This window comes from Microbacterium kyungheense (genome assembly GCF_006783905.1).
Lineage (GTDB): Bacteria > Actinomycetota > Actinomycetes > Actinomycetales > Microbacteriaceae > Microbacterium > Microbacterium kyungheense.
On the sequence record NZ_VFPE01000002.1, the window covers coordinates 575237 to 601123 of the forward strand.

At 71.6% G+C, this 25887-nt stretch carries 24 protein-coding genes and 1 tRNA gene; 10 read left to right on the plus strand and 15 right to left on the minus strand.

Features of this window, described 5'->3' with window-relative positions:
- Complete coding sequence (locus tag FB391_RS09365; protein ID WP_141894154.1) at positions 1-2898, plus strand: UPF0182 family membrane protein; 2898 nt, start codon at positions 1-3, stop codon at positions 2896-2898.
- Positions 2899-2970: 72 nt separating this feature from the next.
- Here the strand turns inward: FB391_RS09365 and FB391_RS09370 are convergent, their stop codons facing one another.
- Genes FB391_RS09370 through idi form a run of 7 tightly spaced genes read right to left on the minus strand, consistent with a single transcriptional unit; the run spans position 2971 to position 8558 of the window.
- Positions 2971-3864, minus strand: a complete 894-nt coding sequence (locus tag FB391_RS09370) for a prenyltransferase (RefSeq protein WP_141894155.1) — start codon at positions 3862-3864, stop codon at positions 2971-2973.
- Positions 3861-4184, minus strand: a complete 324-nt coding sequence (locus FB391_RS09375; RefSeq protein WP_141894156.1) for a lycopene cyclase domain-containing protein — start codon at positions 4182-4184, stop codon at positions 3861-3863. Before FB391_RS09375 ends, FB391_RS09370 begins: the two co-directional genes overlap by 4 nt.
- The gene (locus FB391_RS09380) at positions 4181-4534 is read right to left on the minus strand and encodes a lycopene cyclase domain-containing protein (protein ID WP_141894157.1); all 354 of its coding nucleotides are present in this window, start codon (positions 4532-4534) and stop codon (positions 4181-4183) included. The genes FB391_RS09375 and FB391_RS09380 overlap by 4 nt, the downstream gene beginning before the upstream one ends.
- A 1-nt stretch (position 4535) precedes the next feature.
- Complete coding sequence (gene crtI / locus FB391_RS09385) at positions 4536-6089, minus strand: phytoene desaturase family protein (RefSeq protein WP_141894158.1); 1554 nt, start codon at positions 6087-6089, stop codon at positions 4536-4538.
- Positions 6086-6964: a phytoene/squalene synthase family protein gene (locus tag FB391_RS09390; protein WP_246093438.1), complete on the minus strand. Its 879-nt coding sequence runs from the start codon at positions 6962-6964 to the stop codon at positions 6086-6088. The genes crtI and FB391_RS09390 overlap by 4 nt, the downstream gene beginning before the upstream one ends.
- Positions 6961-8010, minus strand: a complete 1050-nt coding sequence (locus tag FB391_RS09395; RefSeq protein ID WP_141894159.1) for a polyprenyl synthetase family protein — start codon at positions 8008-8010, stop codon at positions 6961-6963. The genes FB391_RS09390 and FB391_RS09395 overlap by 4 nt, the downstream gene beginning before the upstream one ends.
- Positions 8007-8558, minus strand: a complete 552-nt coding sequence (idi, locus tag FB391_RS09400; RefSeq protein WP_141894160.1) for an isopentenyl-diphosphate Delta-isomerase — start codon at positions 8556-8558, stop codon at positions 8007-8009. The genes FB391_RS09395 and idi overlap by 4 nt, the downstream gene beginning before the upstream one ends.
- A gap of 81 nt (positions 8559-8639) precedes the next feature.
- On the opposite strand from idi, the gene FB391_RS09405 reads away from it, so the two are divergent.
- Entirely contained in the window at positions 8640-9113 is a 474-nt protein-coding gene (locus FB391_RS09405; RefSeq protein ID WP_141894161.1) for a MarR family winged helix-turn-helix transcriptional regulator, read from the plus strand.
- A gap of 93 nt (positions 9114-9206) precedes the next feature.
- Here FB391_RS09405 and FB391_RS09410 read toward each other — a convergent pair.
- A tRNA-Met gene (locus FB391_RS09410) sits at positions 9207-9280 on the minus strand.
- Positions 9281-9372: 92 nt separating this feature from the next.
- Between FB391_RS09410 and FB391_RS09415 the strand changes: the two genes are divergently transcribed.
- Both FB391_RS09415 and FB391_RS09420 read left to right on the plus strand, forming a co-directional pair.
- A complete protein-coding gene (locus tag FB391_RS09415) occupies positions 9373-9891 on the plus strand; it encodes a DUF6328 family protein (RefSeq protein ID WP_141894162.1) in 519 nt (172 codons plus the stop codon).
- Positions 9888-10691, plus strand: coding sequence for a carbon-nitrogen hydrolase family protein (locus FB391_RS09420; RefSeq protein ID WP_141894163.1), 804 nt, complete (start codon positions 9888-9890; stop codon positions 10689-10691). Before FB391_RS09415 ends, FB391_RS09420 begins: the two co-directional genes overlap by 4 nt.
- Before the next feature lie 6 nt (positions 10692-10697).
- Here the strand turns inward: FB391_RS09420 and FB391_RS09425 are convergent, their stop codons facing one another.
- Entirely contained in the window at positions 10698-11897 is a 1200-nt protein-coding gene (locus tag FB391_RS09425) for an aminotransferase class I/II-fold pyridoxal phosphate-dependent enzyme (RefSeq protein ID WP_141894164.1), read from the minus strand.
- 115 nt (positions 11898-12012) lie between these two features.
- On the opposite strand from FB391_RS09425, the gene FB391_RS09430 reads away from it, so the two are divergent.
- The 3 genes from FB391_RS09430 (at position 12013) to FB391_RS09440 (ending at position 16502) form a co-directional block, all read left to right on the plus strand.
- The gene (locus FB391_RS09430) at positions 12013-13707 is read left to right on the plus strand and encodes a S1C family serine protease (protein WP_141894165.1); all 1695 of its coding nucleotides are present in this window, start codon (positions 12013-12015) and stop codon (positions 13705-13707) included.
- A gap of 72 nt (positions 13708-13779) precedes the next feature.
- The gene (locus FB391_RS09435; protein ID WP_141894166.1) at positions 13780-15054 is read left to right on the plus strand and encodes a CDP-glycerol glycerophosphotransferase family protein; all 1275 of its coding nucleotides are present in this window, start codon (positions 13780-13782) and stop codon (positions 15052-15054) included.
- The gene (locus FB391_RS09440) at positions 15051-16502 is read left to right on the plus strand and encodes a CDP-glycerol glycerophosphotransferase family protein (protein WP_141894167.1); all 1452 of its coding nucleotides are present in this window, start codon (positions 15051-15053) and stop codon (positions 16500-16502) included. The genes FB391_RS09435 and FB391_RS09440 overlap by 4 nt, the downstream gene beginning before the upstream one ends.
- Before the next feature lie 37 nt (positions 16503-16539).
- Here the strand turns inward: FB391_RS09440 and FB391_RS09445 are convergent, their stop codons facing one another.
- Positions 16540-17577, minus strand: a complete 1038-nt coding sequence (locus FB391_RS09445; RefSeq protein ID WP_185843019.1) for a glycosyltransferase — start codon at positions 17575-17577, stop codon at positions 16540-16542.
- A 98-nt stretch (positions 17578-17675) separates the two neighbouring features.
- On the opposite strand from FB391_RS09445, the gene FB391_RS09450 reads away from it, so the two are divergent.
- A complete protein-coding gene (locus FB391_RS09450) occupies positions 17676-18953 on the plus strand; it encodes a CDP-glycerol glycerophosphotransferase family protein (RefSeq protein ID WP_141894168.1) in 1278 nt (425 codons plus the stop codon).
- 10 nt (positions 18954-18963) lie between these two features.
- Here FB391_RS09450 and FB391_RS09455 read toward each other — a convergent pair whose 3' ends face one another.
- The 5 genes from FB391_RS09455 to FB391_RS09475 all read right to left on the minus strand — a co-directional run bounded on the left by FB391_RS09455 (position 18964) and on the right by FB391_RS09475 (position 22763).
- Complete coding sequence (locus FB391_RS09455) at positions 18964-20352, minus strand: maltokinase N-terminal cap-like domain-containing protein (RefSeq protein ID WP_141894169.1); 1389 nt, start codon at positions 20350-20352, stop codon at positions 18964-18966.
- A 68-nt stretch (positions 20353-20420) separates the two neighbouring features.
- Positions 20421-20651 (minus strand): hypothetical protein, encoded by a 231-nt coding sequence (locus tag FB391_RS09460; RefSeq protein WP_141894170.1) that lies wholly within the window; start codon positions 20649-20651, stop codon positions 20421-20423.
- A gap of 35 nt (positions 20652-20686) precedes the next feature.
- Positions 20687-20989, minus strand: coding sequence for a hypothetical protein (locus FB391_RS09465; RefSeq protein WP_141894171.1), 303 nt, complete (start codon positions 20987-20989; stop codon positions 20687-20689).
- Positions 20990-21091: 102 nt separating this feature from the next.
- Positions 21092-22000 carry a hypothetical protein gene (locus tag FB391_RS09470; RefSeq protein WP_141894172.1) on the minus strand — a complete coding sequence of 303 codons (909 nt, stop codon included), beginning with the start codon at positions 21998-22000 and terminating at the stop codon, positions 21092-21094.
- Between the two features lie 70 nt (positions 22001-22070).
- Positions 22071-22763 carry a phosphocholine cytidylyltransferase family protein gene (locus FB391_RS09475; RefSeq protein ID WP_141894173.1) on the minus strand — a complete coding sequence of 231 codons (693 nt, stop codon included), beginning with the start codon at positions 22761-22763 and terminating at the stop codon, positions 22071-22073.
- A gap of 196 nt (positions 22764-22959) precedes the next feature.
- On the opposite strand from FB391_RS09475, the gene FB391_RS09480 reads away from it, so the two are divergent.
- Positions 22960-24273: an ABC transporter ATP-binding protein gene (locus FB391_RS09480; protein WP_342778186.1), complete on the plus strand. Its 1314-nt coding sequence runs from the start codon at positions 22960-22962 to the stop codon at positions 24271-24273.
- Positions 24249-25814: a hypothetical protein gene (locus tag FB391_RS09485; protein WP_141894174.1), complete on the plus strand. Its 1566-nt coding sequence runs from the start codon at positions 24249-24251 to the stop codon at positions 25812-25814. The genes FB391_RS09480 and FB391_RS09485 overlap by 25 nt, the downstream gene beginning before the upstream one ends.
- The last annotated feature ends 73 nt before the right edge of the window (positions 25815-25887 follow it).

Consider the following 25887-nt stretch of genomic DNA (forward strand, 5'->3'; position numbering starts at 1 on the left):
GTGACCACGACCTCAGCGCCGACCCCGGCCACACCGTCCCGCACCCGACGCGTCATCGCCATCACCCTCGTGGTCATCGCCGCGCTCGTGGTGGCCTTCTTCGTGTTCGCGAGCCTGTACGCCGACTGGCTCTGGTTCGATCAGCTCGGCTTCCAATCCGTGCTGACGACCCAATGGATCGCGCGGGTCGTGATGTTCGTGGTCGGCTTCCTCGGCATGGCGGTGCCCGTGTGGCTCTCGATCCAGCTCGCGTACCGGCTTCGTCCCGTCTACGCGCGACTGAGCTCGCAGCTCGACCGCTACCAGGAGGTCGTCGAGCCGTTGCGTCGCCTGGCGATGTGGGGCATCCCCGTGTTCTTCGGCTTCTTCGCCGGGTTCGCCGCGTCGGCCCAGTGGGAGACCACGTGGCTGTGGTTCAACGGCGTCGCGACCGACACGACCGACCCGCAGTTCCACCTCGACACCGGGTTCTACATGTTCGCGCTGCCGTTCTGGAGCTCGCTGGTCGGGTTCCTCTCGGCCGTGCTGCTGGTGTGCCTGCTCGTGACCGCGCTCGTGTCGTACCTGTACGGCTCGGTGCGCGTCGGCCAGCGAGAGCTGCGGATCTCGAAGTCCGCCCGCATCCAGCTCGCCGTGATCGCGGGCCTCTACCTGCTCGTGCAGGCGGCGAGCCTGTGGCTCGACCGCTACAAGACGCTGATCGAGCCCGGCGACCGCATCACGGGTCCCGGATACACCGGCGTGAACGCGATCATCCCCGGGCAGACGATCCTCGCCTTCGCCGCCGCGATCGTGGCGATCCTCTTCTTCGTGACGGCCATCATCGGCCGCTGGCGCTATCCGCTGGTGGCCACGGCCCTCCTCGTCGTCTCGGCGATCGTGCTGGGCGTGGGCTACCCGTGGGTCGTCACCACGTTCCAGGTGCAGCCGAACCGCCTCTCGCTGGAGCAGGAGTACTACCAGCGCAACGTCGACATGACGAAGACGGCCTACGGCATCGACGGACTCGACAAGCAGGACTTCGAGGCCGTGACCGACGTCGAGGCGGGCCAGCTGCGGGCCGACGCGGGCACGACCGCGCAGATCCGCGTGATGGACCCGGCGATCGTGTCGCCGACGGTGCGCCAGCTCGAGCAGTACCGCTCGTACTACCAGTTCGCCGACCCGCTGGACGTCGACCGCTACGACATCGACGGCGTCTCGCAGGACACGGTGGTCTCGGTGCGCGAGCTCAACCTCGAGCAGCTGGGCGTCGCGAACGACTGGCAGAACAGCGCCGTCGTGTACACCCACGGCTACGGCATCGTCGCGGCCAAGGGCAACGACCGCACGGTCGACGGCAACCCGGTGTTCCTCGAGCGCGGCATCCCGGCGACCGGGTTCCTCTCCGACGAAGAGAACTTCCAGCCCCGCGTGTACTTCGGCGAGTACTCGCCGACGTACTCCATCGTGGGCGCCCCGAAGGACTCCGACCCGATCGAGCTGGACTACCCGTCGGGCGAGGACGACTCGTCGAACGAGACGAAGACGACGTTCGACGGCAACGGCGGTCCGAGCCTCGGCAACGTGTTCAACCGCCTCATCTACGCGCTGAAGTTCCAGGCCGAGCAGATCCTCTTCTCGGACTACGTCAACGAGGACTCGCAGATCCTGTACGACCGCGATCCGCGTGAGCGCGTCCAGAAGGTGGCCCCGTACCTGACGCTCGACAACGACCCGTACCCCTCCGTCGTCGACGGCCGGATCGTGTGGATCGTGGACGGCTACACCTTGAGCGCGAACTACCCGTACTCCTCGACGGTGAGCCTCACGTCGGCGATCTCGGACTCCAGCAACCCCGCTCCGCGCTTCGCGCTCGACGACATCAACTACATCCGCAACTCGGTGAAGGCCACGGTCGACGCCTACGACGGCAAGGTCACGCTCTACGCGTGGGACGACGAGGACCCGGTGCTGAAGTCGTGGCAGAAGGTCTACCCGTCGACCGTCAAGCCGATCAGCGAGATGTCGGGCGAGCTCATGAGCCACGTGCGCTATCCGACCGACCTGTTCAAGGTGCAGCGCACGATCCTCGGCGTGTACCACGTCGACGACGCGCGCTCGTTCTACCAGAGCGACAACCGCTGGAAGACCCCGAACGACCCGCAGGCCGACACGCAGCTGCAGCCGCCCTACTACCTGACGATGCAGATGCCGGGGCAGGACGCCCCGACCTACTCGATGTTCACGTCGTTCATCCCGTCCGGTGAGGGCAGGAACGTGCTCATGGGCTATCTCGCGGTCGACTCGAACGCCGGCAGCGAGGCGGGCAAGAAGAGCTCCGACTACGGCAAGCTCAGGATGCTGGAGATCAGCGCCGACACGACGGTGCCCGGCCCCGGCCAGGTGCAGAACAACTTCGACGCGCAGCCCGAGGTGTCGTCGTTCGTGAACCTGCTCAAACAGGGCGACTCCGACGTGCTGAAGGGCAATCTGCTGACGCTGCCCGTCGGCGGCGGTCTCCTGTACGTGCAGCCGGTGTTCGTGCAGTCCTCCGGCGCCACGAGCTTCCCGTCGCTGCAGAAGGTGCTGGTCTCGTTCGGCAACGAGGTCGCGTTCGAAGACACGCTGAACGAGGCGCTCGACGTGCTGTTCGGCGGCGATTCGGGAGCGGATGCCGGTGACACCGACGTCCCGACCGATCCGAACGCGCCGACCCCCGAGCCGACACCGGAGCCCACGCCCGCGCCGACGCCCACGGAGCCGACCGACGCGTATCAGCAGGCTCTGCAGGACGCCCAGCAGGCGATGCTCGACCGCCAGGCGGCATTGGAGAAGGGCGACTGGGCGGCATACGGCGAGGCAGACGACCGTCTCACCGCCGCCGTGCAGAAGCTCATCGAGCTCGGCGAGCAGTAAGACCAGGTGACGCGAGAGGGCCGCTCGTCTTCGGACGGGCGGCCCTCTCGCGTCGGCGCGGTGTGCGCGCCGTCAAGAGGTGAGCGCGGCGTACCAGATCAGCAGCATGGTGACCGCGAAGCCGGTGAACTGGTTGAGCCACAGGAACCGTCGCCATCCCGCTGTCGCCTCGGCCGCGTCGGCGTCAGCGATGCCGCGATAGGGCCACACGGTCACGAGGTACGGCACAGCGAGCAGGGCCGCCAGCGGGCCCGGCCATGCGGTCAGCAGCATCGCCAGGCCGGCGACCGCGTAGCAGGCGAGGGCGAAGCGCACCGTCCAGCGCGCGCCGCGGACGGTGGCGATCGAGGCGATGCCTGCGTCACGATCGGCGACGACGTCCTGCACGGCGCCGAACGCATGCGACGCGACACCCCAGAGCGCGAACGCCACGATGAGCGCGGCGAGCTGCCACGTCCACGTCGCGCCGGCGAGCACCAGGGCGTACACGGCCGGCGAGAAGAAGTGGATGCTGCTCGTGATCGAGTCGAGGAACGGGCGTTCCTTCAGGCGCAGCGGCGGCGCGCTGTAGAACACCACGAAGAACAGGCTCGCGGCCAGCACCAGCCAGGACAGCGGAGAGCCGGCCAGCACGAGGAAGACGACGAACGGGAGGCACAGGACGCCCGCGGCCCACAGCGTCACGCGATGCAGCCGCCGGTCGAGCACCGCCCCGTGGGCGCCGCCCTTGCGCGGATTGCGGAGGTCCGACTCGTAGTCGAACACGTCGTTGATCCCGTACATCGCGAGGTTGTACGGGACGAGGAAGAAGAGCGTGCCGACGATCAGCGCGGCATCGATCTGCCGCGTCGTCATCAGGTACGCGGCGGCGAACGGGAACGCCGTGTTGATCCAGCTGACCGGACGCGACGAGACGAGCAGACGACGCGCGACGTTGCCCGCGCGCAGCGGTTCGGCGACGGTCATGCGCCCACCTCCGTGGCTTTCTCGCGGGCCGGTGCGAAGAGCGTGTAGACGGCCGGCACGAGGAACGCGGCGCAGAGGGGGTACGCGAAGTCCTCGATCGGCGCGAGCCCGACGCGCACGCCCGAGATGAGCTCGTCGGGGTACGTGAAGAGCCCGACCGCGATCATGACGTTGTCGAAGACCGCCGTGAGGAGGATCAGGATGCCGGCGGCCGCGGCCGACGCCGCCATCCGGCTCCTGAACCGCGGGCGGCGGGCGGAGAGCGCGACCGCGATCGCGGTCGCGGCGAGGAAGGGCGAGAGGACGAGGAGGTAGGTCATCGACGTGCCTCCTGCCTCGGCGTGACGGCATCCTGCCGCCTGCGCGAGATCATCCGCAGCGCGCCGGCCCACGACACGAGGGCGAGATAGCAGAGGAACGCGAGGAACACCGGCTCCTCCAGAGGCAGATGCGGCGCGAGGTCGACACTTAGCAGGAGGGGGCTCCCGCCCTTCACGAAGACCCCGGCTGCGATGCCCACGAGGTCGCAGGCGACGAAGAACACGGTGCCGATGCCGACGGCCGCGGCGGTGCGGCCCGGTGCCGCCCAGGCCGCCAGCCGCCATCGCCTGTCCAGGAGCGCCACTCCCGCTCCACTCAAGACGATCGCCAGCAGATACACGCCCGGCACGTCACACCCTCGCCGTCTCGGGCAGCGGGCCGGGTGTGCGGTCGCCCCGCAGGCGCTTGACGACGAGCTCGGCCGAGATCAGGCACATCGGCAGCCCGATGCCGGGAAGGGTCGACGCGCCGACGTAGGCGAGGCCCTCGACGCGGCGCGACGCGTTGCGCGGCCGGAACATCGCGCTCTGCCCCAGGGTGTGCGCGAGGCCGAGCGCGTTGCCGCGCCAGGCGCCCAGATCCGCCTCGAAGTCGCCCGGGGTGACGGTGCGGCGCACCACGATCCGGCTCGCCAGGTCAGGGATGTCGCACCACGTGGACAGCTGCGCGATGACGCGATCTGCGGCAGCCTCGACGGCCGGATCGCCTCCGCCGTCCACGCCGCCACGGCCCAGCCCGGGATCGGCGGGCACCGGCACCAGGACGAACAGATTCTCGTGGCCCGCGGGCGCGACCCCGGGATCGGTGGCGCTGGGACGGCAGACGTACAGGGATGCCGGATCGGGGATGCGCGGGCGCCGCCCGAAGATGTCGCGGAAGTTCGCACGCCACTCCTTCGCGAACAGCAGGGTGTGGTGCGCCAGCTGGGGGAGGGCGCCCTCGACGCCGAGCATCAGCAGCAGCGCTCCGGGACTGGGGGTGCGCGACCGCCACCAGCTCTCGGGGTACGTCTGCTGCTCGCGGGGGAGGAGGGTCGTCTCGGTGGCGTGCAGGTCCGCGCCCGACACCACGAGTTCCGCGGCGAGCCGGCGTCCTCCGGCGAGCTCGACGCCCGTCGCCCTGCCGGACTCGGTGAGGATCCGGGTCACGCGCGCGCCGGTCTCGATGCGGACCCCGGATGCCTCGGCGAGGCGTGCCACGGCTCCGATGATCTCGGTGAACCCGCCTCGGGGATACAGGACGTGCTCGTCGAGATCGAGATGGCTCATCAGGTGGTACAGGCTCGGCACGCCGTACGGGGATCCGCCGAGGAACACCGCCGGGTACTCCAGGATCTGGCGCAGTCTCGGATCGGCGAACCTGCTCTCGACGTGCCGTGCGAGGCTGCGCGTCAGGAGCGGCGCCAGTCGCGGCATCCGTCGCAGCAGCGCGGGATCGCGCAGGCCGGCCGTCGTCTCGTACGTGTCGTAGAGGAACCGCGTGACCGCGAGGTCGTACGCATCGGCCGCCGAATCCAGGTAGGCGTCCAGGCGCGCGCCCGCGCCGGGCTCGACGCTCTCGAACAGCGCGGCGGCCCGCGCGCGTCCGGAACGCACATCCAGCTGCTCGAGCCGCGTCGCCGGGTCGGAGTACACCCGGTAGGCGGGGTCGAGGGGGACGAGGTCGAGCTCGCGCTCGGCGGTGGTGCCGAGCAGCCGGAAGAAGTGGTCGAAGACCTCGGGCATGAGGTACCAGCTCGGGCCGGTGTCGAAGCGGAACCCGCCGTGCTCCCACGAACCGGCGCGCCCGCCCAGCTCGTCGCGTGCCTCGAGCACCGTGACGTCCCAGTCCTCGCGCGTGAGCAGGGCGGCCGTGGCCAGCCCCGCGATGCCACCGCCGACGACGACCGCGCGACGCGCGCTCACGCGCCGGCCCCGCGCGGCGCGAAGCCCAGCATCGCCCGCATCGCCAGGCGTGCCTTGACCGCATCCGGCACGCGCACACGGGTGTCGTCGTCGGGCGTCGTCCGCAGTCGCGCGGCGAGCTCCGCGAACAGGTCGTGGGCTGCCGTGACAGCCCGCCGGCAGTCGGCGGGGAGCGCGGGGATCACGCGTGCCGCGGCAGCGAGATCGAGATCGATGCGATCGAGCACGACGGTGCGGTCCGCCGGCGAGGCGAGATCCAGGTAGTCGCGGCCGAGCCGCGCCCGGTCGTCGTTCAGGTCGCGCAGGAAGTTCACGTCCTGGAAGGCGGCGCCCAGGCGGCGGGCGCCGTCGACCAGCTCGGGTGCGGGGGCCGCCGGATGCTCCGCCCCTGCGTTCACGAAGACCTGCAGGCACATCAGCCCGATGACCTCGGCCGAGCCGTACACGTAGGCGTCGTGCGACGCCGTGTCGTGGCGACTCACCTCGAGGTCGACGCGCATCGACGAGAAGAAGGGCTCGACGAGGTCGGATCCGATGCCGCACTCGCGTGCCGTGCGGGCGAACGCGTGCAGGATGAGGTTGCTGCTGAACCCCTGCGCGACGGCACCGAGGCAGTCCTCTTCGAGCCGGTCGAGCACGGCCGCGGCCTCCTCGGTCGTGAGACCCGCCTCGCGGGCGGGCCCGTCGACGATCTCGTCCGCGATGCGGGCCAGCGCGTACACATTGCGCACGTGCGGGCGCGGCCGAGGCCCGAGCAGCCGGCACGCGAGGCCGAACGACGTCGAGTAGCGGGCGATGACGGCGGCCGCGGCATCCATCGCGGTCCGGTCGTACAGGGCGAGGCCGGACGCCTCTTGCGACGTGGCGGTGTTCACGGGGTCCTTCGTTCGATCTCGTCAGCCAGCTCGCGCAGCAGTCGTCCGGCGCGCACAGGGAGGGCGTCGTCGCGCGACCCTGAGCGGACCGCGTCGAGGGTCTCGGCGATCAGCCCGGCGAGCCGCTCGCGCGCCCCGCTGTCGGCGAGGACGACCTGCGCCTCGCGGACGGCCACGGGGCCCGTGGCGGCCCGGGCGAGGGCGGCGTCGACGCCGGGCAGGGCAGCGGACTCGCGGGCCAGGGCGATGAGCGGCGTCCGCTTGGTCTCGCGCAGGTCGGGTCCGCTGTCACGGCCCGTCTGCTCGGCGGTCCCGAACGTGCCGATGAGGTCGTCGACGAGCTGGAAGGCGAGCCCGAGCCGGCCGCCGAGGTCGCCCAGCACACGGAGCGCCGACCCGTCGGCGCCCGCCAGGACGGCTCCGGCCTGCAGTGGCGCGCGGAACGAGTACACCGCGGTCTTGCGGAAGGCGGTGTCGAGCGTCGCGTCGCGCGACGGGAACGTCGACGACACCGCGTTCTCCACGTCGGCGAGCTCGCCGGCCGCCGACACGATGATCGCGTCGTCCACCAGAGCCAGGAGCCGCTCGGTGGTGGCGGGGTCCGTCGGCGCCATCGCGACGAGTCGGAACGCCTCGTGCAGCAGGAGATCGCCCGCGAGGATCGCTGCGGCGTCGCCGAGCGTCGCCGCCCCGTCGGCGTCGGCGCCCGCGGCGCGTCCCCGGTGGCGGAACTCACCGCCGACGTTGGGAACGCCCCGGCGCTCGGTGTCGTGGTCGATCACGTCGTCGTGCACCACGAACGCGGTGTGCAGCAGCTCGAACGCCGCGGCGACCGAGAGCACCGCCGGCCGCGCCGACTCGTCGCCGCCGAAGGCCTCGAAAGCGGCGGTGACCAGAGCCGGCCGGAACCTCTTGCCGCCGTGGGCAGCGCGGCCGATGGCGGCGGCCAGCGCGCCGAAGCCGTCGCCCAGCCCCTCGGCCCGCTCGCGGATGCGGGCGAGCGAACCGTCGATCGCCGTGGCGACGGCGGGATCACCCGCGATCATGACGCCCACCTGCGTGCGTCGGCCCGGTCGAACAGGTGCAGGTGCTCCGCCTGCAGCACGAGCCAGGGCGAGAACGCCCACGGGGTCGCGGTGAGCGCCGCGGCGAGGTCCTCGGGCTCGACCCAGCGGGCCTCCATCGCCTCGAGAGGGTTGAGCCGCGGCTCGTCATCGGTCCGGGCGATGTAGACGGGGCAGACCTCGTGCTCCACCATCCCGGCGCTGTCGGTCGCGCGATAGCGGAACAGCGGCAGAGCGAGCTCGAGGGTCGCGAGCGACAGGCCGAGCTCGGTGTCGGCATGGCGGCGCACGGCGCTCGCGACGGGTTCGGCGGGCCGGGGGTGGCCGCAGAACGAGTTGGTCCACACCCCGGGCCACGTGCGCTTGGTGAGCGCTCGCCGGGTGACGAGAACCTGACCGTCGTTGTTGAGGACGTGGCACGAGAACGCGAGGTGCAGCGCGGTGTCGGCGCCGTGGACGGTCGACTTGGGGGCGGTGCCTATCGCGTTCCCTTCCTCGTCCAGCAGAACCACGTGATCGATGTCGGTCATTTCGGTCACTCCTCCCGATAGCTAGTTTATCTAGCGACCCATTTGTGCGATGCTACAACGGTTGGGAGGGAGACGTCCACGATGTCCGACCGCTGGCTTCCGCAGACGGATCACGAGCGCGCGGTGATGCGCGTGCTCACGTCCATCCGCGGCATGAGCGACGCCATGGAGCGCATGCACAGCGGCATGAAGGGCGACATGGACATGAACGCGACGGACATCGCCGCGCTTCGTCTGCTGATCATCCGGGAGCAGAAGCGCGCTCTGGTCAGCCCGCGCGACATCGCCCAGCACCTGCGCATCTCGACGGCATCCACCACGAAGCTCCTGGACCGCCTCGAAGCGTCGGGGCACGTCGAGCGGCGCGCACATCCGTCCGATCGCCGGGGGCGCATCGTCGTCCTGACGGACGACGCGCGGAACGCCTTCTTCCGGATCTTCGGCGAGCGGCTGCGCGCGATGCGCGACATGACGATGCGCTACGACGAGGAGTCGTTGTCGGTCATCGCGCGGTTCCTCGATGACCTCGCGGGAACCATGGATCCGGTCCGCTGATCCGCGCAGCGCGCGCGGTGGGATCCGCGTGTGCACGCCCTGCATGCCGAAGGCCCCCTGATCAGATTTCCCTGATCAGGGGGCCTTCTCTTGTTGCGGGGACAGGATTTGAACCTGCGACCTCTGGGTTATGAGCCCAGCGAGCTACCGAGCTGCTCCACCCCGCGGCACAAGGAATAGCCTAGCACGGGTTTTGAGTGCTCCGCGCCACGGGGCAGGTGGCTTGCCCCGGCCGCGCCGTCCACGTCAGGATGAACGCATGCCGGACGACCCGCGTCACAACCCCGAAGACGACCGCATGGACGGACGCGACGAGAGCCCGGCTGAGCGCGCCGACCGCAACTGGAACGAGGTGCTCCAGGAGCTCCGCGTGCTCCAGACGGGCACGCAGATCCTCACCGGCTTCCTGCTCGCCCTGGCATTCCAGCCGGCGTTCGCCGACCTGACCGATCCCCAGCGCACCGTCTATCTGGGACTGATCGTGCTCGCGGCGCTCAGCTCCATCGTCGCGCTCGCCCCGGTCGCCCTGCACCGCGCCGTCTTCCAGCAGGGCATCAAGCCCTCCGTCGTCCGCTACGGGCACATCGCGCTCGTGACGGCGCTCGTCACGGTCGCCGTGCTGATCGTGGGCGTCGTCGCGTTCGTGTTCGACGTCGTCGTGGGCGGTTCGGCCTTCTGGTGGTCGCTCCTGCTGCTGGCCGCCGTGCTCGTCGCGCTGTGGCTCGTCGTGCCGGGCATCATCCGCGTCCGGGCGCGCGAGATCGTGGGCCGGCGATGACCGACACCTTCGCGATCGCAGTCGCGCAGTTCGCGCCGACGGCGGATGCCGCCGCCAATCTCGACGCCGTCGCACAGCTGGTGGCGACGGCATCGGCCCGCGGCGCACGGCTGGTCGTCCTCCCGGAGTACTCCAGCTACTTCGTCGACCCCTTCGACGACAGCCTCGCCGAGAACGCGCAGGAGCTGGACGGCCCGTTCGCGCACCGGCTGACCCAGATCGCGCACAGCCACGACGTCATCGTCGTGGCCGGTCTCCTGGAGCGAGCCGGGGACGGCCGCCGGGTGCGCAACACCGTTGTGGCCGTCGACGGCGGCGGGCTGCGAGCCCACTACCGCAAGCTGCACCTCTACGACGCCTTCGGTCAGCGCGAGTCGGACTGGGTCGAGGCCGGCGAGCCCGCCGAACCGCTCACCTTCGAGTCCGGCGGACTGCGGTTCGGGCTCATGACCTGCTACGACCTGCGGTTCCCCGAGGTGAGCCGTGTGCTCGTGGATGCCGGCGCCGATGTCCTCCTCGTGCCCGCCGAGTGGGTGCGGGGGCCCCTCAAGGAGCATCACTGGCGCACCCTGCTGCAGGCGCGAGCCATCGAGAACACGGTGTTCGTCGCCGCCGCGGACCATCCGCCTCCGCTCGGCGTGGGCAACTCGCTCATCGTCGACCCGCAGGGCGTCGAGCTCGCCGGGGTCGGCACGGCGACCGACGTGGCGGTGGCGCACCTGGACGTGGGCGCGATCGCGCGCGTGCGCCGGGTCAACCCGGCGCTGGCGCTGCGCCGCTACCGCGTCGAGCCCCGCTGAGCACGGTCAGACCGACCGCGAGAGGCGGGATGCCGCCTCCTCGAGCACCTCGACGCGCTTGCACGCCGCGAATCGCACCAGCGTGGCGTAGTCGCCCCGCCGCGCGGGGGTCGCGAACGCCGTGAGCGGGATGGCGACGACCCCTGCCCGCTCGGGCAGAGCACAGCAGAAGTCGGCGGCATCCACGGCTCCGAGGCCGCGCGCGTCGGCGACGGTGAAGTACGACCCCGCGGGCGTCGACACGTCGAAGCCGGCGCTGCGCAGTCCGGCCCCGAGCAGATCGCGCTTGGCGCGCAGCGTCGCGGCGATGCCGGCGAAGAACGCGTCGGGCAGTCGCAGCCCGGTCGCGATGGCGGGCTGGAACGGGCTGCCGTTGACGTACGTCAGGAACTGCTTGACGGCGAGCACGGCATCGACGAGGTCGGCGGGCCCGCTGACCCAGCCGATCTTCCAGCCGGTCGTCGAGAACGTCTTCCCGCCGGACGAGATGGTGAGCGTCCGCTCCCAGGCGCCGGGAAGGGTTGCGATCGGCACGTGCGGAGCCCTGAAGACGAGGTGCTCGTACACCTCGTCGGTGATGATCACGGCGTCGTGGCGATCCGCGAGCCGCACGACCTCGTCGCGCACCTCGGCCGAGAACACCGCGCCCGTGGGGTTGTGCGGATCGTTGACGAGGATCACGCGGGTGCGGTCGGTGACGGCGTCGCGCAGCTCGTCGAGGTCGGGCTGGAAGTCCGGCCAGCGCAGCGGGACCGTCACCAGTCGTGCCCCCGCCAGCGCGACCACCGCCGCGTACGAGTCGTAGTACGGCTCGAACACGACGACCTCGTCGTCCGGACCCTCGATGAGCGCCAGCAGCGCCGCGGCCAGCGCTTCAGTCGCGCCGGCCGTGATCAGCACATCCCGGCCGGGATCGAGGCGCAGCCCGTAGAACCGCGCCTGATGCTCCGCGACGGCCGAGAGCAGGTCCGGGATGCCGCGTCCCGGCGGGTACTGGTTGACGCCGTTCGCGATGGCCGCGCGCGCGGCCTCGAGCACCTCGGCGGGTCCGTCCTCGTCGGGGAAGCCCTGACCGAGGTTGATCGCGCCGGTCTTCGCCGCGAGCGCCGACATCTCGGCGAAGATGGTGGGGCGGATCGCTCCGTCGGCGCCGACGAGCCCGGCCCCGACGGCGGTGCGGTGCCATGCTCCGGGGATCTGTCGCATCGCATCACCGTACCGGGCGGGCTCATCTCCGTTGCATAGGCGAGTCCCACTCTCGACATAAGAAACACACAGCATCGGTCGGCACAGTGGTGAGTGCTTGGCAGAAGGAGCAACCATGAGCGACAACCAGGGCGACCGCCCGGAAGACCAGACCCCCGCCGTCCCGGCCGTTCCTGCGGCTGAGCCCGCCTCGGAGCAGCCGGCAGCGACGCCGCCCGCGGCATCCACGGAGCCGGCGGCGCAGCCCGCCTCGCCCGTGCAGCAGCCCGCCGTTCCGGCGCAGCCGGCGTCATCCGCAGCCCCCGTCTCGCCGGCGCCGTTCATCGCGCCCGGTCAGCCGTCCGCACCGGCGCAGGCCGCCCCGGCGCAGGCCGCCCCGGCGCAGGCCGCGCCGCCCGCGGGCTATCCGACGGGTGCTCACGCCTACGCCCGCCCCCACGGCTACGCCGGCCAGCCGGCGCCGTACCCCCAGTCGTACGCGGGACAGCCCGCTCCCGGCGCTCCCGGCGCCTCCTTCGGCCCCGCCGCCGACGCGCAGCCGACGCTGCCCATCGGAGGTGCGAACGGCACGGCTCCCACCGCCACCGCCACGACCACCACCGCGAAGAAGCCCACCGGCGCGGGCAAGGTCGTGGGCCTCATCGTGGCCGCCGCGATCGTGGGCGGCGCGGCCGGGCTCGGCGGCGCCTACGCGGGCGTCTCCTGGTTCGCCCCGGTCACGTCGTCGACGTCGGCCGCGAGCCCCCAGACGGTCGTCGTCAACGACTCCGGCAGGGTCAACCAGACGACGGGCATCGCCGCCAAGGTCGTGCCGAGCGTCGTGACGATCGAGGCGACGAGCTCGTCGGCCGGTGGCACCGGATCCGGCGTCGTGCTCACCGAAGACGGCTACATCGCGACCAACACGCACGTCGTCACCCTGGACGGCGCCACCGCGGACGCGACGATCCGGGTGACGACGTCCGACGGAAAGGTGTACGACGCCGAGGTGGTCGGCACAGACCCGACGTACGATCTCGCGGTCATCAAGCTGAAGGACGCCTCGGGCCTCACCCCGATCGAGTTCGCCGATTCGAGCAAGCTCAACGTCGGCGACACCACCGTCGCCGTCGGCGCGCCCCTGGGCCTGGCGAACTCGGTCACCGAGGGCATCGTCAGCGCGCTGAACCGCTCGATCTCGATCGCGTCGTCCGCCGCCCCCGACAGCGGGGACCAGGATCAGTCGCAGCAGGACCAGAACGGCCAGGAAGCGCCGTTCCAGTTCGACTTCGGCCAGGGCCAGCAGCAGCAGTCGTCCGGCGAGACCATCTCCATCGCGGTCATCCAGACCGACGCGGCGATCAACCCCGGCAACTCCGGCGGCGCGCTGGTGGACCAGGACGGCAAGCTCATCGGCATCAACGTCGCCATCGCGACCGCGGGCGGCTCGTCGAGCGACGGGTCCGGCTCGATCGGCGTCGGCTTCTCGATCCCGTCCGACATCGCCAAGCGCATCACCGACGAGATCATCAAGGACGGCGAGGCCACCCACGGCCTGCTGGGCGCGAGCGTGCGGGCCGCGGCATCCGTCGAGGGCTCGACGACCACCGGGGCGTACATCGCCGAGGTGACCGACGGCGGGGCGGCCGGCGCGGCGGGCCTGCAGAAGGGCGACGTCGTCACGACGTTCAACGGCGTGCCGATCACCGACGCGACCGACCTCACGGCGCAGGTGCGCGCCGCGGCGGCCGGCAGCAAGGCCGAGGTCGGATACGTCCGCGACGGCAAGGCGCAGACCGTCGAGGTCACTCTCGGGACGCTGGAGCAGTAATCCACATCCCTCCGGACGCCCAGCGCCGGTAGCAAGCCTGCCGGCGCTGGGCGAGCAGGATAAGCTCGCACGATGGCGTCCTTCTCGTTCGGCGCGGGGAATGCCCGAAAGCTCGCGACGATCCCGCTGTACGCCGCCGGCCGCCTGCTGACGTTGGTGGTCCCTCGGTCCCGTGACGAATGGGTGTTTGGCTGCGCCGTCGGCATCGGCGACGGCGCGCTCGCGCTGTGGCAGGCCGCCTCCACCGGTCGCCACCCTGCCGTCTGGCTGGTGGCGTCCGACCGTGAGGCGAGGGATGCCGCGGCCAGGGGCATCCCGACCGTCCGCAAGAACTCCTGGCAGGGGCTGTGGCGCACCGCGCGGGCGCGGGTGATCGTCGTCACGCACGGCTTCGGCGATGTCAACCGGTACGCGGTCACGGGCGCGTTCGTGGTGCAGCTGTGGCACGGCATCCCGCTCAAGCGGATCGGGCTCGATTCGCCCGAGACGCTGCGCGTGCCCGGGCCGATCGCCCGCACACCGCTGGCGGCGCCGCTGCGCGGGCTGCTGCGCAGGATGTACCGCGCCGCCGCGCGGCGCATCGACGTGCTGCCGGCGGCATCCCATCTCGTCCGAGGGCGGCTGGAGTCCGCGTTCTCGCTGCCCGACACCGCGGTGCCCGTCACCGGCGAGCCCCGGGTGGACGTGCTGTCTCAGGGCGCGCCCGACGATCGCCGCGTCACCGCGCGCGCCGCGATCGGGCGCGCCGTGCCGCGGGCCGATCCCTCCAGCAGGTTCGTGCTCTACGCTCCCACGTGGCGCGACGGCGCCGCGGATCCCGCGGTGCCCACCGACGAGGAGTGGACGCGCATCGTCGACGTGCTGACGCGCCATGACGCGACCCTGCTCGTGCGGTCGCATCCGCTGGGCGCGGGGGAGTACACGCCGCCGTTCGCCACCGATCGCGTGCAGAGCCTCGGGAGCGATCTCGTGTCCGACGTGACACCCCTGCTGCCGGGCGTCGACGCGCTGGTCACCGACTATTCGTCGCTCGCCTTCGATGCGGCGCTCGTGCCGCTGCCGACGCTGTTCCTCGCCCCCGATGTCGAGGAATATGCGCGACGCCGGGGGTTCTACGGCACCTACGACGCCGTCGCAGGTGACGACCGGAGCCAGGACTGGACCCAGGCGATCGCTCAGCTGGACGGGCTGCTGGGCGACCCCGCACAGCGGGAGCGCCGCAGGGAGCGCGCGCGCGAACTCAGCGGGCGCGTCCACGCGCATCGCGACGGACGCAACGCCGAGAGGGTGTACCTTGCCATTCTGGCCGGGACCGCCCACGCCCGCCCGAGGGAAGGAACCCGATGACCGAGGCGCGCTTCACGACCGACGAGGGCCCCGCACTGGTGCTCTCGGGCGAGGGGGAGCGGCCGTCGTCGGTCGACCTCGTCGGCGCTCGTGCGCGGGTCTCGGCGCGGATCACCGGTCGCGGCAGGACGTGGCGGGCGGTTCTGCCGCTGCGCGCCGCGCGCTGGGGTGGTCCGGAGCTCCCGCTCCCGTCGGGCTCGTACGACCTGCGGATCGTGGATGCCGGGGGTCGCGGCATCCACTCGTCCGAGGTGCTGCCCATCACCCAGCTCGGCACGCTGCGGGCTGCGCTGGAGGGCGCGCGGCTCGAAGTGGGACCGCCCATGGATCCCGCCTACGACTCGGGCGAGGGCCAGGACGCCCTGGAGCGCCGCTACGCCACGCGACCGGCGGCAGGGTTCGAGAACGCCGTGTTCTTCGAGAGCTTCTATGGCCGCAACGCCAGCTGCAACCCGCTGGCGATCGATCGCGAGCTCGCGCGCCGTGCGCCGGAGGTCACCCGCTACTGGAGCGTCGTCGACCTGTCGGTGGCGGTGCCGGAGGGCGCGATCCCCGTCGTCGAGGGCAGCCCCGACTGGTGGCGCGCACGCGGCGCCGCGCGGCTGCTCGTCGTCAACGACTGGCTGCGTCGCCGGTTCTCGCGCCGCCGCGGGCAGATCGTGCTGCAGACGTGGCACGGCACGCCGCTCAAGCGCCTCGCGCTGCACCGGCCGGGGTTTGACCCGCGCCGCATGGCCGCCGTCGTGCGCGAATCACGGCGCTGGAACGTGCTGCTGGCGCAGAACCCGTACGCGGCGCGCATCCTCGCGAAGGCGTACGCGTTCCTCAGCCGGCCGGTGTGGGTCGAGGGGTATCCGCGCAACGACATCTTGACCACCGGCGACGGCGCGGCGACGCGGGCGGCGCTCGGGATCCGTCCCGACGAGCGCGTGCTGCTGTACGCGCCGACATGGCGGGACGACCGCGATCAGATCGTGGACTTCGTCGACCCCGCCGCGCTCGCCGCCGCCACGGACGCCGTGGTCCTCGTGCGCGGGCACTCCCGGACGCTGCTTCCGGGGCGCGACGCCGAGGGCCCGCGCGTCGTCGACGTCACCGGGTTCCCCGACACGTCGCTGCTGCTGCTGGCGGCCGACGCGCTCATCACCGACTACTCGTCGGTGATGTTCGACTTCTCGGTGACCGGCAAGCCCATGTACTTCCTGGTGCCCGACATGGAGCACTACCGCGGCGAGCTGCGGGGCTTCTACTTCGATCTCGCCGCGCACGCTCCCGGTGCGATGGTGCGCTCGCAGGAAGAGCTCGTCGCGGCGCTCGCCGCCGACGACACGGCGGAGCATGCCGAGCGCTACCGCCAGTGGCAGGCGAAGTTCAACGCGCGCGACGACGGTCACGCGGCCGAGCGCGTGGTCGCCCGCATCCTCGACCAGGGCTTCATCCGCGTCTGACGCGACCGGCTCCGTGCGGAGGCGGTCGTCGGCCCGCTCAGGGCAGCGGCGTGTTGCGGCTGCCCAGGCGCGACGTGTCCACGGTGTCGCGCGCTCCGCCGATCACCCCGCCGAGGAAGCCCCAGCCCCACGACAGGTGCATGGTCGGCAGCACGGCCGCCGACCACAGCTTGTCACGCCAGCCGCGCCCGCCGCCGGAGCCGAGCGCGACCGCGAGGATCAGGACGGCGTACGCGATCACGGGCAGATAGACGAGGGATGCCGCGACCGACCACCATCCGGTGAGCACGCCGGTGGCCTGCAGCACGCCGATCACGAGCGCGAGGACGATCGTGAGCACGAGGGCAGGGGGAGCGAAGAAGCGCAGCGAGTTGCCGCGTCCGAACCGTCGCACGAGTTCGCCGCGCCAGCGTCCGGTCGCGGCGAACTGGCGCACGAGCCGGGTCCAGCTCTCGCGCGGCCAGTAGGTCACCGACAGCGAGGGGTCGAACCAGACGCGGTACCCGGCTCGGCGGATCCGCAGGTTCAGCTCCCAGTCCTCGCCGCGTCGGATGCTCTCGTCGAACAGCCCGACCTCTTCGAGGACGTCGCGGCGCATCACTCCGAGATACGCCGACTCGGCCTCGCCCTCCTGCGTGCCGCCGTGATACGCGCCGCCGCCGAGGCCGATGGGGGAGTTGTAGGCGCGGGCGACCGCTCGCTGGAAAGGCGTGCGGCCGTCTGCGTGCATGACGCCGCCGACATTGGCTGCGCGCACCCGGTCGAGGGTCTGCAGCGCCTGCCGGGCGTACGAGGGGTCGAGTTCGGAATGCGCGTCGACGCGGACCACCGTCGGGTAGCGGCCGGCGCGGATCGCGAGGTTCAGGCCCACCGGGATGTCGGCGGCCGGGTTGTCGACGAGCACGATGCGTGCGTCGTCACGCGCCAGCTCATGTGCGAGCTCGGTGGTGCCGTCGTTGGAGGGACCCAGCGCGAGGATCAGCTCGGTGGGCGCGTCGATGTCCTGCGCGAGCACCGTCTCGACGGCGCGCCGCAGATAGGCGCGCTCGTTGAGCACCGGCATGACGAAGCTCACGCCGGCGCCGGGAGGGGGGATCGGAGCGTCCCTGCGTCCGTGTTGCTCGTCCTGCACTGGTCGATCATGTCATGCGCGCCGGTCGATAGGCTGGACGAGTGGGTCTGGTCTCGGATGTGAAGAAGGCGGTCGCGCTCGTCCGCAAGGCCGTACGCAATCGCTCGGCCGTGATCGACGTCCGCCGGACGCTGGCGGCCAGGCCGCCGCATCCTTCGTTCCACTATCGCGTGGCCGTCTACTTCGCCGACGGCGCGGTCAACATGTACCAGATGCGGCAGTGGTACAAGCCGCTCGCCGGCCTGGCGAAGACGTGGCCGGTCGTCGTGCTGAGCCGCGCCGCGACCGGAGCCGAGTCGCTGCTGGCGGACGGGGCGCTGCCCGTCGCCTTCGTGCCCACCGTGCGCGATCTGGAGCGGTTCATCGCCGACCAGGACATCCGCGTCGTGCTGTACGTCAACCAGAACACCCGCAACTTCCAGATGTTCCGCTACGGCCGTCGCTGGCATGTGTTCATCAACCACGGCGAGTCCGACAAGATGTACATGACCACCAACCAGTACAAGGCGTACGACTACGCGATGATCGCGGGCGACGCCGCGCGCGAGCGCCTGGAGCGCGTGCTGTGGGACTACGACATCGAGCGTCGCACGATCGAGATCGGGCGCCCACAGGCCGACCACTACTCGGGCACCCTGCCGTACACGCCCGACGAGCGCACCGTCGTGCTCTACGCGCCCACCTGGGAGGGCGACCGCCCGTCCGCCCACTACGGATCGATCGCCACGCACGGCGAGGCTCTGGTCTCGGCGCTGCTCGCGAGCGGGAAGCATCGCGTGATCTACCGGCCGCATCCGCGCTCGGGCGTCGTGAACCCGGAGTACGGCGCGGCGAACAAGCGCATCATCGCCGCGATCGCGGCCGCGAATGCCGCCGATGCCTCGGCCAGCCACGTGTTCGACGACGGACCCGATCTGGGCTGGCAGCTGGCCGCCGCCGATGTCGCGATCGTCGACATCTCGGCGATGGTCTACGACCGGCTCGCCGCCGACAAGCCGCTGCTCATCACGCGTCCTGTCGACCCGGCCGCGGCGATCGACACGCACGGCTATCTGTCGGCCTGCGAGTGGCTGGATGCCGCCTCGGCGCCCGCGATCGTGGCCGAGACGGAGCGTGTGCTCGCCGACCCCGACGCGGTCGCCCGCCTGGAGCAGTGGGTGAGGCACTACTTCGGCGACACGGCGCCGGGCGCGGCGACGGCGCGCTTCGAGGCCGCCATCCAGCGCCTCATGGACGACTGGGAGCAGTGGTACGCACGCTCGGTCGCCGACGAGGACGACGAACCCGACGACGAGGCCGAACTCGACGACGAGGCCTGAACCGCGGCGATCAGCCGACGGGGGCGGGCCGCTCGACCAGGCGCGCGACCGCGCTGAGGGGGATCGCGACCCACGTCGGCCGGTTGCGCGCCTCGTAGATCGCCTCGTACACCGCCTTGTCGAGCTCCAGAGCGGCCAGCAGTGGATGCCGCGGATCGAGGTCGATTCCGGACGTGGCGGCGTAGCCGTCGACGAACGCCGCTCGCGCGGCCGCCGCCCACTCGCGCACCGCTTCGGGGGAGCGGTCGGGATCGTCGAGCCGCAGCGAGCCGGCGACATAGTCGAACGACCGGAGCATCCCGGCGACGTCGCGCAGCGCGAGATCCGGCTGCACGCGCTCGCTCATCGGCCGCAGCGGCTCGCCCTCGAAGTCGACGAGCACCCAGCCACGGCCGGGGGCATGGAGCACCTGGCCGAGATGGAAGTCACCGTGGATGCGCTGCAGCGGGGGCCAGGGCACATCCCGAGCCCGCCGATAGACGGTCTCGATCGCGTCGCGCTGCGGGCCGAGTTCTGGCACCTCGGCGATGGCGATCGCGAGCCGCCGCTCCCACGCCGCCGATGTCGCCTCGCGGTCGGCGGCCGCCGCAGCGTGCGTCGGGAAGCATCCGGCGAGGCCGCGGTGCACGTCGGCGGTCGCCGCGCCGAGCTCATAGGCCTGGGTACGGAAGTCCTCGCCCCGCGCGGCGGCATGCAGCGCCACGCGCCAGGCGTCCTCGACACCGGGGAGGAACTCCTGTGCGAAGGCCAGGGAGCCGTGCACCGCGCCATGAGCGGTGGACAGATCGGGCCACGCCCCTTCGATCCAGCCGATGGGGGTCGGCACGCGGCGCGACCCGGTGGCCGCCAAGGACTCCTGCAGCTCGATGTCCGGATTGAGGCCGGCGTGCAGCTGACGGTAGACCTTGCAGATGACCGGAACGCCGTCGCCCTCGTAGATCAGCGAGGTGTTGGACTGCTCACCACTGACGACCCGGGCCACGCGCAGCCGCCCGGCCGGCGCGGCGACCCCGGCGGGCCGCCCGGTGGCGGTCGTCTGCGGGCCGAGGGCGACCCCGCCCTGCTCGACGAGCGCCAGCAGCGCGTGGGCGTAGGCATCGTCGAAGGGGCCGTCGATGAACGTGCTGCCGGGCTCCGGACTGCCGATGATGTGCTCGGGATCGGCGTCCACGGTCTCGGTCGCCCGCTCGACGACGGGGATCTGGTACAGCACGACCGGGAGTGCGCCCTCATCGGCCACGAGATAGGTCCGCACGCGCGCGGCGCGCGCGTTCGCAGCGGTGGTCGCCGCCGTGAGGTCCCACCACGACACGAGGCGCAGGCTCGGCGGGCGCCCCTTCGCGGCGTACCACCGCTGCCGCGGCATCCACGCCGCGAGGCAGGCCAGGGTGCTGTCCATACGTGCGAGCGTATGCCCCGTGCCCGAGCCTGTCGAGACGCGATATGCAAGCGCTTGCAGCGCGCCCGTCACTCGTCCTCGCCGGACTCCTGCGCCTGTGCGTTCTCGATGAGGGGAGCGACCGGGATGACGATCGATTCGACGGCGCCCGCGGCGGCGGGGTCACCAAAGCCGAGGCCGCCGAGATCCGTCGCGGGAGCGCTCGTCAGCCGCTCTGCCACGGTCTCGGTGCGCGCGGGCTCGGAGGGGAGTCCCGCCCATTCGACGGGTTCCTCGGGAAGCTTGCTGAACAGACCCATGACGATATTGTCGCCCCGGTGGGAGGTCTGCGGAGTCACATCACGAACCTCCACAGATACTCCTCACCGTCATCGGGGCGGAACCACGTGATGGTCACCGTCGTGGCGTCGGGGTCGGCGTCGCACAGGCACAGCTCGGCGGTGTCGCCGGGAGGCATCTGCCCCCAGTGCTCCGTGGCGGTCGCAGCACCCAGGTCGACCAGTGCACGCACGAAGTCCAGCGTGGTCGGCCCGACGTTCGTGACGAGTGGATGCCGGTCGTACACCCGATCGACGCGCCACGGCACGCGATAGGCCAGGGGCGGGAGAGGCTCGTCGGGGTCGATGGCTCGCAGCATCCCGCCACGGTAGGAGCGGCATCCGACGCGGTGACGCGGTCGCGCCGGCGGATCGACGCCCGCTGTGCACACGCCGTTGCCGGTGCCTCCTGGGGAGGAGGCTCAGTCGTCGGCTGGAGCCTCCAGCTCGGGCCGCCGCCGCCGCACGATGCCGGCGACGGCCGCCGAGCCCCGCGTCACACCGCCGATGACGGCTTCGCCCGCCCGCCGCACGCCGCGCCCCGCGAGACGCTCGAGGCGATCTGCGCCGGGACGGGGCTCCAGGTCGGGCGGAAGATCGATCGGCGGCATGCCGAACGCGCGCCGCGAGCCGACGAGCACGCGGCGTCCGAGGATGTGGTTGCCGGCGCCGCCGACGGCGGCGCCGATGCCGAACGGCAGAGCCTTGCCGATCCACGATGCCCCGCCGCGCGCCGCGAACTGGCGGATGAAGGTGGATTTGAGCCGGTCGACCATCGGGCCCACCGCCGCGCGCGGCAGCGTCTTGGTGACGAGCTCGCCCCAGTACGTGGAGCGGTTGGGCCCGCGACCGGCGGCCTGGCCCGCGAGCTGTGCGACGAGGTCCACGCCCTCCTTGCCGAGCATGAGGGTCAGCACCAGCGCTCGCGCGCGGTCGGGGTCCGCCACGGGGATGCCGTGGACCTCGGCGACCGACTGCGCGAAGAGCGTCGTGGCCTCCAGGAACGCCACCGTCTCCACACCGCTCAGTGCGAGCGTCACGCCGGTGCCGATCCCCGGCACCACGGCGGTCGCACCGACGGCCGCGCCTCCTGTGGTCACCGCGGCGAGGTAGCGGCGCTCGAGGATCCGCACGATCTCGGCCGGTGTCGCGTTGGGATGCCGCAGCCGGATACTGCGCAGGTGGGCGAGCACGGCGGGGCGCTGGATCGCCAGGACGCGGTCCAGCGCGCGGATCGTCAGCGGATGCTCCGCTGATCCCGTGGGCGGCAGGCCGCCCTGCCACGGCGCGCCGTCCGGCAGGGAGTGGATGCGGTGAACCTTCTCGGTCATCGGCGCCAGCCTAAGACGAACCGCTGGGCGAATGCCGCCAACGGCACCCGCCCAGCGGTTCGGCGTCTGATCAGACGAAGAGGTTCGCGCGCTCGAGGTCTTCGGCGAAGTCCACCTCGACGGCGTACAGGTCAGAGATGTCGAGCGGCTGGAGCAGCACGCCGTCCTCGGCGATCGCGAGCTCGAGACCACGCTCGAAGTAGTCCTGGTCGTCGACGCGCGTCAGGTGGCGCATGAACGCCTTCTTGTCGGCGCTGGAGATGTAGTTGATGCCGACAGCCTCGCCGATACCGCCCTTGACGGTCTTCGACAGCTCCTTGATGAACCCTTCGGCGGTCACGGTGTACTTGACCTCCTCGTCGCTCACCTTGGAGGTGTTGACGGTGACGAAGGACTGGTCCCGCTCGATGAGCTCGATGGCGCGACCGAGGACGCGCGGGTCGAAGACGACGTCGCCGTTCATCCAGAGCACGCCGCTCCTGCCGGTGGTGGCAAGGGCGCGCAGAAGGCTCTTGGACGTGTTCGTCTGGTCGTAGCGGTCGTTGTAGACGTAGTCGACGTGGGGGAACGCCTCGACGATGGTCTCGGCACGGTAGCCGACGACGGTCGTGATCCGGGCGTCGCGACCGAACGCAGCGCGGATGTTGTCGTGCTGCTGCTGCATGATGCTGCGGCCGTCGCTGAGCTCGGTGAGCGGCTTGGGAAGGCTGCGCCCGAGGCGCGAGCCCATTCCTGCTGCGAGGATGACGGTCTGAAGGGTCAAAATCTGCTCCTGAAGTGCGTGATTCACTGCCGGTTCACCGGCGCGACACCCCTTCGTGCCGGAACCAGGGTATCGAAGGCGACTGAAAAGGTGCAGAATGGTCGGCCGCCGTTGCCGTTTCGTGACATAACGCGAATGCGGAGACTCGGCGGGAAGCATCTGCCGCGCGATCAGGCCCGCTTGATACGTTGGTGCGGTGACAGCCTCCCTCCCGGTGCCGAACGACATCGATCCGGAAGAGCCGGACCGTCACTCGAGCGCGCGCGTCGTACGGATATCCGACACGGTGTCGCAGCCGTCCGAGAAGCCGCGGCGTCCGGCTCGTCCGCCGCGCCAGGGCGGCAAGTCCGCCCCGCGCAAGAAGCGCTCGGCCGCCGCTCCGGTGGATCCCGGCCCCCCGCCGCCGCTGCCGAGCGACCTCGAGATCGCCGCGTCGGTGGCAGCGGCCATCATCGTCCCGCCGAAGCCTCCGCTGCCGACCGAGGCGCCCCCCGCGGCATCCGCGCCGGAGACGACCGCGGTCGAGGAGTCGGTCCCTGCTGTCGAGGAGTCCGTCCCTGTCGAGCAGGCCACGACCGCACCGGACGCGCCCACCGTCGAGACCGCCCCCGCACCGGCGCCCCCGGCACCCCCGGTCTCAGAGCCTGTGGTCGCCCCGCCCGCGCCCGTGGAGGCCGAGACCGAGGCCCAGCCTGAGGACGAGGCATCCCCTCACGCGCCGGTCGTCGTGCCGACGCTGGGGGCCGCCGCGGGCGAGGCGCTCGTGCTGCGCGGGGTCACCAAGCGCTTCGGCAGCACGCACGCGGTCGACGGCATCGACCTCACCGTGCCCGCCGGCACCTTCTACGGTCTGGTCGGCCCGAACGGCGCGGGCAAGACCACGACGCTGTCGATGATCGCCGGCCTGCTCGAGCCCGACCGCGGCACGATCGAGGTCGCGGGGGTGGATGCCGCAGCCCACCCGCTCGCGGCGAAGAAGCTCATGGGCGTGCTGCCGGATCGGCTCCGCACGTTCGACCGCCTCACCGGTCGCCAGCTCCTCTACTACTACGGCGTGCTGCGCGGACTGCCACCGGCGGTCGTCGAGAGCCGCACCACCGACCTCGCCCGCGCGTTCGACCTGCAGGAGGCGCTGGGGCGCAGCGTCTCGGACTACTCCGCGGGCATGCTCAAGAAGGTCATGCTCGCCGGCGCCATGATCCACTCACCGCGCCTGCTCGTCCTCGACGAGCCATTCGAGGCGGTCGACCCGGTGTCGAGCGCGATCATCCTCGACATCCTCTCGGCCTACGTCGCCCACGGGGGAACGGTCATCCTCTCCAGCCACGGCATGGAGCTCGTCGAGCGCGTGTGCACGCGCGTCGCCGTCATCGTGGCCGGCCAGGTCCTGGCCGAAGGCACGGTCGACGAGGTCCGCGGCGAGCTGACGCTCGAGCAGAGATTCGTCGAACTCGCGGGCGGCCTCAGCGACGTGGAGGGCCTGGAGTGGCTGCACACGTTCTCCGGCTGAGGCTCGCGCTGCTGTTCGGCGCCCTGCGCGGTCACACCGGCCACGTGGTGCGCGTCGTGCTCGGGCTGGTCGTCCTGGTCGCGGCGACGGCCGCGGCCTGCTGGGCGCTGCTGACGATGAGGGATGCCGCGACCGACGCCGTCCGCACGGTCACGGTGCTGGGCGGTTCCGCGGTGACCCTCGGGTTCGCGCTCGCCCCGCTCATCGGCGCGCTCGACGATCCGCTGGATCCGCGGCGCTTCGCCGTGTTCGGCCTGTCGCGGGGGCGCCTCGCGGGTGTCCTCGTGGTCGCGGGCCTCATCAGCGTGCCGATCCTGGCGCTGCTGGCGGTCGCCGTGTGTGCGGCGATCGTGTGGGCCGACCACGGCGTCCCGGTCGCGATCGGGATCGCCAGCGTCGTGCTCGGCGTCCTCACCTGCTCGCTGCTGGCCCGCGTGTGCGGGGCGCTTGCATCGCTGTTCCTGCGCGAGCGGCGATCGCGCGAGTTGTCGGGTGTCTTCGTCCTGGTCGTGCTGGTCGTCGTGGTGCCCGTGGGCGTCTTCCTCGCCTCGCTGGAATGGCGCGGTGCGGTGCCGCAGCAGCTCGTGCAGGCGGTCGACGCGCTGGCGCTGACCCCCTTCGGAGCGGCGTGGGCGCTTCCGGGAGCGATGGCGACGGGGCGGTCCGTCTGGCCGGCGGTGCTGGTGGCCGTCGCGACGATCGCCGCGCTCGGACTCCTGTGGCTGTGGGCCGTCCGCCGCCTGCTGACGACCACCGAGCGCCCGGGCACGGGTCGCGAGCGCGCCGGCCTCGGCTGGTTCGGGGTGGCGCCGGGCACCCCGGGCGGCGCGATCGCCGCCCGCAGTCTCGTGTACTGGTTCGGCGACCGGCGCTACGTCGTGAACGCCCTCGTCATCCCCGTCGCCGCCGCCATCACGACGGTGCCGCTGCTGATCGCCGGCGTCCCGCCCGAGATCGTGGCCCTCGTGCCGGTGCCCTTCGCGGCCCTGTTCCTCGGATGGCTGCCGCACGACGATGTCGCGTACGACTCGACCGCGGTGTGGATGCACATCTCGGGCGGCGTGCGCGGCGTGTCGGACCGGGTCGGCCGTCTCGTGCCGGTGCTGCTGGTGGGCGTGCCGCTGCTGGCGGTCGCCGTCCCGGTCGCGACCTCGCTGCACGGCCGCTGGGCCGTCCTCCCGGCGCTCACCGGCGTGTGCGCGGCACTGTTCCTGTCGGGGCTCGGCCTGTCGAGCATCTCGTCGGTGGTGGCGCCGTACCCGGTCTCGCGCCCGGGCGAGAGCCCGTTCCAGCAGCCGCAGCGCACGAGCGCCGGGGGAGCGGTGGCGCAGGGCGTCGTGATGCTGGGTGTACTGGTGCTCTCGGCGCCGGTCGTGTGGTGCGGGTGGCTCGCGCTGCAGGGCGACGCCGAGGCGGCGACGACGGCGCTGTGGGGAGGCCTGGCGATCGGGCTCGGCGTCCTCGTCGTCGGGGTCGTCATCGGATCGCTCGTGTTCGAGCGTCGCGGCGGGCGCCTGATGGAGTTCGCCGAGTCCACCTGAGTCCGGCGGCCCCGCACAGACCGACGCCGGGGCACGTGATCCCGCCCCTGCGCGGTCGGTCGCGACTACACTG

Coding starts and splice junctions, on each gene's coding strand:
- FB391_RS09465 (WP_141894171.1), bottom strand. CDS start 20,989: ATGCTGCGAGCCATCGACCCCGACGAGCCTCTCCCGCCCCTGGCCTAT.
- FB391_RS09440 (WP_141894167.1), top strand. CDS start 15,051: ATGACCGAGGCGCGCTTCACGACCGACGAGGGCCCCGCACTGGTGCTC.
- idi (WP_141894160.1), bottom strand. CDS start 8,558: ATGACCGACATCGATCACGTGGTTCTGCTGGACGAGGAAGGGAACGCG.
- FB391_RS09460 (WP_141894170.1), bottom strand. CDS start 20,651: ATGGGTCTGTTCAGCAAGCTTCCCGAGGAACCCGTCGAATGGGCGGGA.
- FB391_RS09415 (WP_141894162.1), top strand. CDS start 9,373: ATGCCGGACGACCCGCGTCACAACCCCGAAGACGACCGCATGGACGGA.
- FB391_RS09430 (WP_141894165.1), top strand. CDS start 12,013: ATGAGCGACAACCAGGGCGACCGCCCGGAAGACCAGACCCCCGCCGTC.
- FB391_RS09395 (WP_141894159.1), bottom strand. CDS start 8,010: ATGATCGCGGGTGATCCCGCCGTCGCCACGGCGATCGACGGTTCGCTC.
- FB391_RS09420 (WP_141894163.1), top strand. CDS start 9,888: ATGACCGACACCTTCGCGATCGCAGTCGCGCAGTTCGCGCCGACGGCG.
- FB391_RS09375 (WP_141894156.1), bottom strand. CDS start 4,184: ATGACCTACCTCCTCGTCCTCTCGCCCTTCCTCGCCGCGACCGCGATC.
- FB391_RS09455 (WP_141894169.1), bottom strand. CDS start 20,352: ATGGACAGCACCCTGGCCTGCCTCGCGGCGTGGATGCCGCGGCAGCGG.
- FB391_RS09370 (WP_141894155.1), bottom strand. CDS start 3,864: ATGACCGTCGCCGAACCGCTGCGCGCGGGCAACGTCGCGCGTCGTCTG.
- FB391_RS09405 (WP_141894161.1), top strand. CDS start 8,640: ATGTCCGACCGCTGGCTTCCGCAGACGGATCACGAGCGCGCGGTGATG.
- FB391_RS09435 (WP_141894166.1), top strand. CDS start 13,780: ATGGCGTCCTTCTCGTTCGGCGCGGGGAATGCCCGAAAGCTCGCGACG.
- FB391_RS09470 (WP_141894172.1), bottom strand. CDS start 22,000: ATGACCGAGAAGGTTCACCGCATCCACTCCCTGCCGGACGGCGCGCCG.
- FB391_RS09425 (WP_141894164.1), bottom strand. CDS start 11,897: ATGCGACAGATCCCCGGAGCATGGCACCGCACCGCCGTCGGGGCCGGG.